This window comes from Micromonospora sp. LOL_023, assembly GCF_048060115.1.
Classification (GTDB): Bacteria; Actinomycetota; Actinomycetes; order Mycobacteriales; family Micromonosporaceae; genus Micromonospora_E.
Genome location: NZ_JBHMIM010000106.1, coordinates 1 through 9003, shown reverse-complemented (window position 1 = coordinate 9003; position 9003 = coordinate 1). Strand labels below are relative to the sequence as shown.

Here is a 9003-nt window from a genome sequence, read left to right as displayed (position 1 = left end):
TCGACCGACGAATCAAGATCAACAAGCCGTCAGGCATCCATGATCAACACTTAATGCAAGACCGAGGCTAGGCGATTGTGTCGTCGTCTGAAACGTCCGCATCACCAGTGACCAGCTCGTAGCCCGCCTCAGTCCAGGCGACATGTTGGTTCTGCAACCACTGCCCACCACCCTCGCCATGAAAGACGATGCCGTCCTCGGTGACCCGGCCATCGACTGTGCGGATGACGCGGATCTCGTCGCCATCCGGATCCTCGACACCGAGGTAGGCCATGACGGTCAGGAGCTCCGCGCCCGATGTACCAGCGCGGCGGTAAGAGTTGGTGAGGTTCATCGCTCGATGATGCCAGCCGCCACATATGCGCCGCGCCGTTCGTTGTCCTCCCCCACCACGGCCCAGTCGTCTCTGTAGCCAGTCAGGCACCAAGCATCTGGCCGCGACCAGCGTCTCCCGTGCGGGCCTCGGCCAGAGCCGTTCCTGCCTTCCAGTGTGATCACCCGTGTGGTCCGCCGTCCGTTGGATACGATCCGTCGTCGGGCAACCACAGTAGAGCCGTACGGCCAGCCAGTCGGACCGGTGGGTGTCGGATGGGTTACAGCGGGGTGATGACGGTGCGTTCGGCGGCGGCTGGGGATCATTCGGCCAACAGCAGGGTGGCGTCGTCGCTGGGTGGGCCGCCCCGAAAGGCGGCGACGGCGCGGGCCAGTCGGCGTACCGCCTCGGGGGCCGGCAGCCCGGTGCCGGTTTGGCGTTCGGCGAGGTCGGCGAGGCGGAGCTGGCCGAACTCGCCGCCGTCGCCGAGTGCCTCGACCACCCCGTCGGTGAACATCAGCAGCTGGTCGCCGGGTTCGAGGTGTTCCTCGCCGACGCTGCGGGCAGCGGACCGGCTGCCGAACGGCAGCCGGCGGCCGTCAGGCAGCTCGCGGATCATCTTGCCGCCACGCAGCAGCATCGGCCTCGGGTGTCCGGCGTTGACGTAGCAGAGCAGCCCGGTGTCCAGGTCGATGTCGGCAAGGATGGCGGTGACGAACCGGGCGTCGGTGAACTGGTCCAGCACGGCGGCGTCGGCGGCCTCGCCCTGGGCGATCAGGTCGGCGCCGGCGCGGCGGGCGGACCGGATCGCGGCGATGACGGCGCTGCAGGTCAGCCCGGCTTTCATGCTGTGCCCGACCACGTCGAAGATCGCCAGCTGGGCGTGGTTGCCGTCGATGGCGTAGTCGAAGCCGTCGCCGCCGATGTCGTAGCTGGGCTCCAGGACGGCGCTGACCGTGATCCGTCTGGTGGCGGCGGTCAGCGGCGGCAGCACCTGCGCCATGAGTTCGGCGGCGGCTGTCGCAGCCCGGGACCGGCCGACCCGCAGCAGGTGGTCGCCCTTGGGAGCGGTGACCGTGATCAGGTGGCCGATCAGCCCGGCCATGGTTTCGCAGCGGCGGCGGGTGTGCGGGTCGGCGGCGTCGTCCGGGTCGTCGAAGACGAACTCGATGACGCCGAGCCGGTCGGTGCCGTCGATCATCGGAATCCACCAGGCCGGTCCGCTCAACGCCGGGATCGACTCGACCATGGTGAAGGCCCGACCGGCGAGGGACCCCTCGACCGGTTGCGGTTCGGGGTCGACCCGGCTCGGATGCGGTACGGGGCGCAGCGTCTCCTGTTCGTCGGGTGGAAACAGGTGGGAACGCGTCAGGACGTCGCTGAGCGCGTCGAGCAATGCCGTTCCATCGTCCGATCCACGCCGCCACCATACGGCGGCGCCGGCCGCCCTTGCCTGTCGGTCACCGGTGCGGCAGCCCTGCGCCCAGCGGTCGCGCGTGGTGCGGGCAGAATCTGGGCACGGCCCGTACGAACGAACCGGGGGACTGGCATGGTCGTCGCAGGACTGGTCTTCGCCGCCGTGGCTGCGTTGATCCACGTCTACATCTTCTACCTGGAGTCGGTGGTCTGGACCAGCCGGCGGACCCGTGCCCTGTTCGGCGTGGCCAGCGAGCAGGACGCCCTGACCACCCGGGCGCTCGCGTTCAACCAGGGTTTCTACAACCTGTTCCTGGCGGTCGCGATCGTGCTCGGCATCGTCGTGATCGCCGCCGGTGGCACCGCCGTCGGCGCGACTCTGGTCTTCACCGGCGCCGGGTCGATGATCGCCGCCAGCCTGGTCCTGGTGGTCTCCCGGCCGTCGATGGCGTCGGCCGCGCTCATTCAAGGGTTGCCGCCGCTGCTCGGCGTCGTCGCCCTCGCCATCGGTATCAAGTTCTGACTCGCCTGGCGGGTGTCTGATCGCCGACCCGGCTCGCGTCACTGATCCGACGCATCCTTGTGCGAATTCCCGCCGTACAGGCGAATTTTGCTGCTTACATCGGCGGTGGTCGAGGGTTGAAGCGACGGAAATCGTTGGCGATCATCCGAGTAGTCGTGGCACGGTGTGAACCGCCCGGCACACCGGGCAACCGCACCGATCCACACCGGAGGAGACACCTCGTGAACACCAGCAGACGTACGGTCCTCGGCCTGCTCGCCACCGCGGCGGTCGCCGGACCCCTGGTGACGTTGCCGGCCGCGCCGGCGCTCGCCGCCGACATCTACGACTCCAACACCGACCTGTACGGCGACCCGGACCTCACCGAAGGGGTCGACTACGCCCGCCGGTACCGCCGGCATCCGCTGCTCGACAACTCCAGCCCGACGGCGTTCGCGTTCCCGCGTACCGCGATCATCGCCCCGCACGGCGGCGGCATCGAGGGCGGCACCTCGGAGCTGTGCCTGGCGATCGCCGGCTACCACCCGGCGAGCCTGGCGGCGACCCCGCCGGCCGGCCCGACGTACGACTACTGGATGTTCGAAGGCATCCGCTCGTCGGGCAACGGTGAGCTGCACGTCACCGCCAGCCACTGCGACGACACCCCGGCGATGTCGGTGGCGGCCGGCGCGCTCAACGTCGTCGCCCTGCACGGCTACACGCCGGGCACCGCCGGGCTGCCGTCGAACGCGCAGGCCGTCGCCGTCGGCGGACGCAACGCGGCGTTCCGCACCGCGCTGATCAACGCCTACACGGCGGCCGGGTTCACCGCGTTCGACGCCACCGGCATCCCGGCGATCGCTGGCACCGCCACCGACAACATCGTCAACCGGACGCTGCTCGGCATGGGCGCCCAGTTGGAGCTGACCACCCCGTTGCGGGCGGCGATGTTCGGCACCAACACCGTCGCGCAGCGCCGCAACACCACCAACACGGTGTTCTGGAACTTCGTGGCGGCCACCCGCACCGCCGTTGCGCAGATCGAGGCGACGCAGCCGATCCTCTGACGCCGGCGTCCCACGACCGGCCGGACCGTGGTGGTACGGGTACGCCGTCCACCACGGTCCGGCCGTGCGCCCGACAGTCGGCTACCGTCGCTGACGACGGTGTGGTCATACTGGCCCGATGCCGGTTGTCGATCGCCCCTCAGGTGCAACTGTGGAGGTGCCGCCATGCGAAGCGAACACCTGCTTTCCCGAGCCGGCGGCCAGGACGGACCTGTTGGGCGAGGCGTGAATTCGGCCACGATCGCCGCAGGCCGGATCCTCGACCAGGCCCGCCTGGCCGCGGTCCGTCGAACAGGCCTGCTGGACACCGGGCCGGAAGAGGCCTTCGACCGGTTGACCCGGCTCGCGGCGACGCTGCTGCGGACCCCGTTCGCCTTCGTGACCGTCGTCGACGACACCCGCTCCTTCTGGAAAAGCTGTATCGGGGTGGACAGCGCCGACCCGCCGGATCGGCAGAACCCGGTCCAGCAGTCGTTCTGCCAGTACGTCATCGGCGGTGACGCCGAACTGATCGTGCCCGACTCCCGCGCCGACCCACGGACCGCGGGCAACCCGTCGATCGAGTCGATGGGCGTGGCCGCCTGGGCCGGCTTCCCGGTGCGGTCGCTGGACGGACACGTGCTGGGCACGTTCTGCGTGGTCGACACGACCGTCCGGCAGTGGACTGCACGCGACATCGAGATCCTCGCGACGCTGGCGCAGGCTGCCGCCGGGGAGATCGCGCTGCGGGCCGCTGTCGACGACGCCCGGACCGCCACGATCCAGGCGCAGGCGGCCACGACCCGCGCCGAACAGCTGGCCGACACGCTGCAGCAGAGCCTGCTGCCGCCGACGCTGCCGGATGTTCCTGGGATCCAGCTCGCAGTGCGCTACCGGCGCGGCGCCGGCGGCCCCGCCGAGGTGTTCGGCGACTTCTACGACGTGTTCCCCTCGGTACGCGACTCCTGGGCGGTCGTGGTCGGGGACGTCTCCGGTAAAGGGCCGCAGGCGGCGAAGACCACCGCCCTGGCCAGGTACACGCTGCGCGCGGCCGCTGTGCGCCACCGCGCACCGGCCAAGAACCTCGCCACGCTCAACGCCGCGCTGCGGACCTGGTACACCGACGACAGCCAGTTCCTCACCGCCCTGTACACGGCCCTGCGGCCGCATCCGGACGGAGTCGGCGTGCAGGTCAGCTGCGCCGGCCACGACCCCGCACTGATCCGTCGGGCGGACGCGAGCGTGGAATCACTCGGCCGGCACGGGTTGATCCTCGGCTGGCTGGACCGGCCCACGCTGCGCGAGCAACGTGCCGTGCTGCGTCCTGGTGACAGTCTCCTGCTCTACACCGACGGACTGACCGAGGGCCGGCGGGTCGGCAGCCGGGACATGTTCGGCATCGAACGGCTGCACCGGGCCCTCGCCGCCGCCACGGGCGACTCCGCCGAGGATCTCGCCGCCGCGATCGACGCCGCGGCTGTCGCCTTCACTGACGGCCACTTCCACGACGACATGGCCATCCTCGCCATCCGCGTCCCCACGTCCTGACGAACACGTCGGCCCGGCGCGCTCACAGCACCCGGGGCGGGGTGTTGCCGGCGGCGATGATCGCCCGGCGGACCGGCACCGCCGCCAGCAGCAGGAACCCGACCACGAAGAAGATCAACAACGAGACCAGGCCCACCCGGTACGAGTTCGTCAGCTGGAACACGATGCCGAACGCCAACGGCCCCAACCAGCTGGTGCCCTTGTCGCTGATCTCGTAGAAGCCGTAGTACTCGCCTTCCTTCCCGGCCGGGATCAGCTGGCTGAACAGCGACCGGCTCAACGCCTGGGAGCCGCCCAGCACCAGCCCGATCGCCGCCCCGAGCGCCATGAACTGCGCCGGCGCCTCCGCCGGCAGCCGGAACGCCGCCAGGATCACCCCGGTCCACAGCACCAGACTGGCCAGCACCGTCTTCCAGGCGCCGATCCGCTTCGCCACCGCACCCAACGCCAACGCCCCACCGAACGCCAGGAACTGCACCAGCAGGATCGTCACGATCAGCGTCGACTGGCCCAGCCGCAGCTCCTCGGTGCCGTACTGACTGGCCAGCGCGATCACCGTCTGGATGCCGTCGTTGTAGACCAGGAACGCCAGCAGGAAGAACAACGTCAACGGGTACGCCTTCAGCCCGCGCACCGTACGCCCAAGCTGCCGGAACCCGTCGGTGAGCACGTTGCCGCCCGGCCGGGCGTCGACCGCCGGATGTTCCCGCAGCCACGCCAGCGGCACCAGGGTGAACACCGCCCACCACCCCCCGGCCGACACGATCGACCAGCGGGCCAGATCCAGGGTGCGCTGCGGGTCGCCGTCGACGCTGAACGACTGCACCACCACCAGGTTCACGGCCAGCAGCAGCCCACCGCCGAGGTAGCCCAGCGCCCACCCCTTGCTGGAGATCCCGTCGCGGTCGTCCGGGCCACCCAGCTGCGGCAGGAACGAGTTGTACACCACCACGCTGGCGCCGAACGCGATGTTGGCCAGGACGAACAGTCCACCGCCGAGCAGATACCGCTCGCCGGTGACGAACACCATCGCGATGGTCGCCCCCGCGCCGAGCAACGCCGACCCGGCCAACAGCCGCTTCTTGTGCATCGTCCGGTCGGCCATCGCGCCCATCACCGGCAGCACCAGCACCGTCAACGCCACCGACAGCGACACCAGGTACGGGAAGTACGACCCGGCGGCCACCTTCACACCCAGCGGGTACACGTACGCCACACACTCGTCGGCGTCGAGCGCGCAACCGGCGGCCTGCTTCGTGACACTGGTCAGGAACGGCCCCAGGAACACGGTGATGACGGTCGTCGAGAACGCCGACATCGCCCAGTCGTAGAAATACCAGCCGGTACGTTCCCGCCGGGTGCTGCTGCCCGACGCGGGCGCGTGGGGGACCGGCGCGGGGGTGGTGGGGTCGGCCATCGGATCCTTCACTGGTCAGGGACGGGCGGTGTGGTCCGCGCCGACCCGACGGTCGGGCGGCCAGTGACCACGGGCGAGATACACGTCACGCAACACCTCGATGTGATCGGTCATGATGCCATCCACCCCGAGGTCCAGTAACTCGTGCATCTCGGCAGGTTCGTCGATCGTCCAGACATGCACCTGCAACCCCGCCCGGTGGCAGTACGCCACGAACCGGGCGTCGACCACCGGGACCCGGTTGAACCGCACCGGCACCTGCGCGGCCACCACCGACGCCGGCAGCCGCAGCCGCCCACCGGTCACCGACGCGATCCGCAGCCGGGTCACCGCCCGCATCCCCAGCGACGTCGCCACCCGTCCGTACGTCAACGACCGCAGCCGGTGCAGCCGCCGGTCGGAGAACGACGCCAGCAGCACCCGGTCACCGGCGGCGCACCGGTCCACGGCCTCGACGGTCGGCCGCACACCCCCGTCGGCCTTCACGTCGATGTTGAACCGCACCTGCGGCCACGCGTCGAGCACGTCGTCGAGGCGGGGCACCGCCGCCGACCCGCCGACCCGCCGACCCGCACCGTCGCCAGATCCGCCCAGCGCAGCTTCGCGATCGCACCCTTGATGCCGGCGAGCCGCTGCAGCGTCCGATCGTGAAACACCACCGCCACCCCGTCGGCGGTGCCGTGCACGTCGGTCTCCACGTACCGGTAACCCAGGTCGACGGCCCGGTCGAACGCCTCGGCGGTGTTCTCGTCGCCACGGGCCGCCCCACCCCGGTGCGCGAACGCGATCGGGGCCGGCGAATCCAGGTACGCGTAGCGGTGCGACACGCAGGGGAGTATGCCGGCCCCCGGCGACCGGCGGGCGTACGCCAGGTTGCGCCACGCCGGCAGTAGGGTGCCCCCATGCGGGCACTCGGCATCGACTTCGGCACCTCGAACACGGTGGCGATGGTGCGCGGCGGCGACGGACGCGCCCGGCCGCTGCTGTTCGACGGCACCCCGCTGCTGCCGTCGGCGGTGTACCGCGAACCCGACGGGCGGCTGCTCGTCGGCAGCGACGCGCACCGCCGCGCCCGCATCGACCCGGCCGGGTTCGAACCCAACCCGAAACGCCGCGTCGACGACGGCGTGGTGCTGCTCGGCGACACCGAGGTCCCGGTGCCGCAGGTGATCGGCGCCGTACTGCGCCACGTCGCCGCCGAGGCCGGCCGTCAACTCGGCGGCGTCGACGACGTCCGGTTGACCCACCCGGCGCAGTGGGGGGAGCGGCGCCGGCTCGTCCTGGTCCAGGCCGCGTACGCCGCCGGACTACCGAAACCGACGCTGGTCGCCGAACCGGTCGCCGCCGCCTCCTACTACACGACAGTGCTGGGCGGTGCGGTGCCGCCGGGCCGGGCGTTGGCCATCTACGACCTCGGCGGCGGCACCTTCGACGCCACCGTGGTCCGCCGCACCGCCGCCGGGTTCGACGTGCTCGCCGAGCAGGGCCTGACCGAACTCGGTGGCCTCGACTTCGACCAGGCGCTGGTGGAACACCTGGGCCGCGCCTACTCGCCGTCGCGGACCACGGTGTGGAACGGACTGGTCGCCCCGGCCGACACCGGGTCGCGGCGGGCCCGCGCCCTGCTCTACGACGACGTACGCGGCGTCAAGGAGACGCTGTCGCGCGCCGCCAGCGCCGACGTGCACCTGCCGGCGCTCGACGTCGCCGCGCACGTTACCCGCGACGAACTGGAGTCGCTGATCCGCGGCCACCTGGCCCGTACCGTCACCTGTCTGGGGCAGACCGTCGCCGCCGCCGGCCTGACCCCGGCTGACCTGGTCGGCGTGTTCCTGGTCGGCGGTTCCAGCCGGATCCCGCTCGTCGCGAACCTGATCCACACCGAGCTGGGGGTGGCACCGACCACCCTGGAGCAGCCGGAGACCGTCGTGGCCGAAGGCGCCCTGTGCGTGGGCGTACCACTGCGTCCTGTCCCGGAGGAACTGCCACCAGGGGTCGGTTCGTCCGGCACGTCACGTCCGGTGTCACCGGCGGCCCGCCCGGTCGCCGGCTGGCAGCCGGCCGGGGTGCCCCGGCCGGCCCCGGCCGGCGCAGGCGGGCCCTGGTACGACCAGCACGGACCGGTCCTGGTGTTCGTCCTGTCCGTGCTGGTCGCCATCGCCGCCGTGGTGCTCACGGCGCTGATCCTGACCCGGTAGACCCGCCGACACCCGGATGATCGGGCCACCAGGTACGAATTCGGTCGGATAGAGTGCCCCGGTGCAAATCCAGACCCTGACGGCGACCGGCCGCCTGGTCCGCGTTCTCACCACCGTCGCGGCGTTCTCACTGCTACTGGCCGGTACCATCTGGGGCACCGACGACCATTTTCCGTTCGGCCCGTTCAGCATGTACGCCGGGATCAACGGCCCCAACGACCCGGCACCGGACACCCGGGTGGAAGGCGTCGACGCCACCGGCGCGACCGTGGTGCTCAACGAACACAACGCCGGGGTGCGCCGCGCCGAGGTCGAAGGCCTGGAGTCGGCGTACGTGGCCGACCCCGAACGGCTCGCGCTGATCGCCGACAGCTATGCCCGAATGAACCCGGACGCGCCGCCGGTCGTGCGGGTGGCGTTCATCGTGCGGCTGCACGAGATCCGAAACAGTTCACTGACCGGTCAGTGAGCCTTTCCGGGTAAGGCTCTGACCACCGGGCGCGGTGTCCGGAACGGTCAAGATGTGTGGGAATCGCCCTGGTGAGCCGGGATGAACGATGAGG

The 9003-nt window shown here is 70.7% G+C and carries 8 protein-coding genes and 1 pseudogene; 5 read left to right on the top strand and 4 right to left on the bottom strand.

Annotated elements, in window-relative coordinates; genetic code table 11:
- Positions 1-67: 67 nt before the first annotated feature.
- A complete protein-coding gene (locus tag ACFHVL_RS30255; RefSeq protein WP_416631982.1) occupies positions 68-334 on the bottom strand; it encodes a hypothetical protein in 267 nt (88 codons plus the stop codon).
- Positions 335-635: 301 nt separating this feature from the next.
- Positions 636-1709, bottom strand: a complete 1074-nt coding sequence (locus ACFHVL_RS30250) for a PP2C family protein-serine/threonine phosphatase (RefSeq protein ID WP_416631980.1) — start codon at positions 1707-1709, stop codon at positions 636-638.
- 153 nt (positions 1710-1862) lie between these two features.
- On the opposite strand from ACFHVL_RS30250, the gene ACFHVL_RS30245 reads away from it, so the two are divergent.
- The 3 genes from ACFHVL_RS30245 (at position 1863) to ACFHVL_RS30235 (ending at position 4825) form a co-directional block, all read left to right on the top strand.
- On the top strand, positions 1863-2252 hold the full coding sequence (locus tag ACFHVL_RS30245) for a DUF1304 domain-containing protein (protein WP_416631978.1): 390 nt from the start codon (positions 1863-1865) through the stop codon (positions 2250-2252).
- Between the two features lie 221 nt (positions 2253-2473).
- Positions 2474-3298, top strand: a complete 825-nt coding sequence (locus ACFHVL_RS30240) for a poly-gamma-glutamate hydrolase family protein (protein WP_416631976.1) — start codon at positions 2474-2476, stop codon at positions 3296-3298.
- 225 nt (positions 3299-3523) lie between these two features.
- Positions 3524-4825, top strand: coding sequence for a PP2C family protein-serine/threonine phosphatase (locus tag ACFHVL_RS30235; protein WP_416631974.1), 1302 nt, complete (start codon positions 3524-3526; stop codon positions 4823-4825).
- Positions 4826-4847: 22 nt separating this feature from the next.
- Here the strand turns inward: ACFHVL_RS30235 and ACFHVL_RS30230 are convergent, their stop codons facing one another.
- Both ACFHVL_RS30230 and ACFHVL_RS30225 read right to left on the bottom strand, forming a co-directional pair.
- Positions 4848-6242, bottom strand: coding sequence for an MFS transporter (locus tag ACFHVL_RS30230; protein WP_416631972.1), 1395 nt, complete (start codon positions 6240-6242; stop codon positions 4848-4850).
- Between the two features lie 15 nt (positions 6243-6257).
- Positions 6258-7069 (bottom strand): annotated as a pseudogene (locus ACFHVL_RS30225) (glycerophosphodiester phosphodiesterase family protein).
- A 75-nt stretch (positions 7070-7144) separates the two neighbouring features.
- Here ACFHVL_RS30225 and ACFHVL_RS30220 point away from each other — a divergent pair.
- A complete protein-coding gene (locus ACFHVL_RS30220) occupies positions 7145-8440 on the top strand; it encodes an Hsp70 family protein (RefSeq protein WP_416631970.1) in 1296 nt (431 codons plus the stop codon).
- A gap of 61 nt (positions 8441-8501) precedes the next feature.
- Complete coding sequence (locus tag ACFHVL_RS30215) at positions 8502-8909, top strand: hypothetical protein (RefSeq protein ID WP_416631968.1); 408 nt, start codon at positions 8502-8504, stop codon at positions 8907-8909.
- Positions 8910-9003 lie beyond the last annotated feature (94 nt).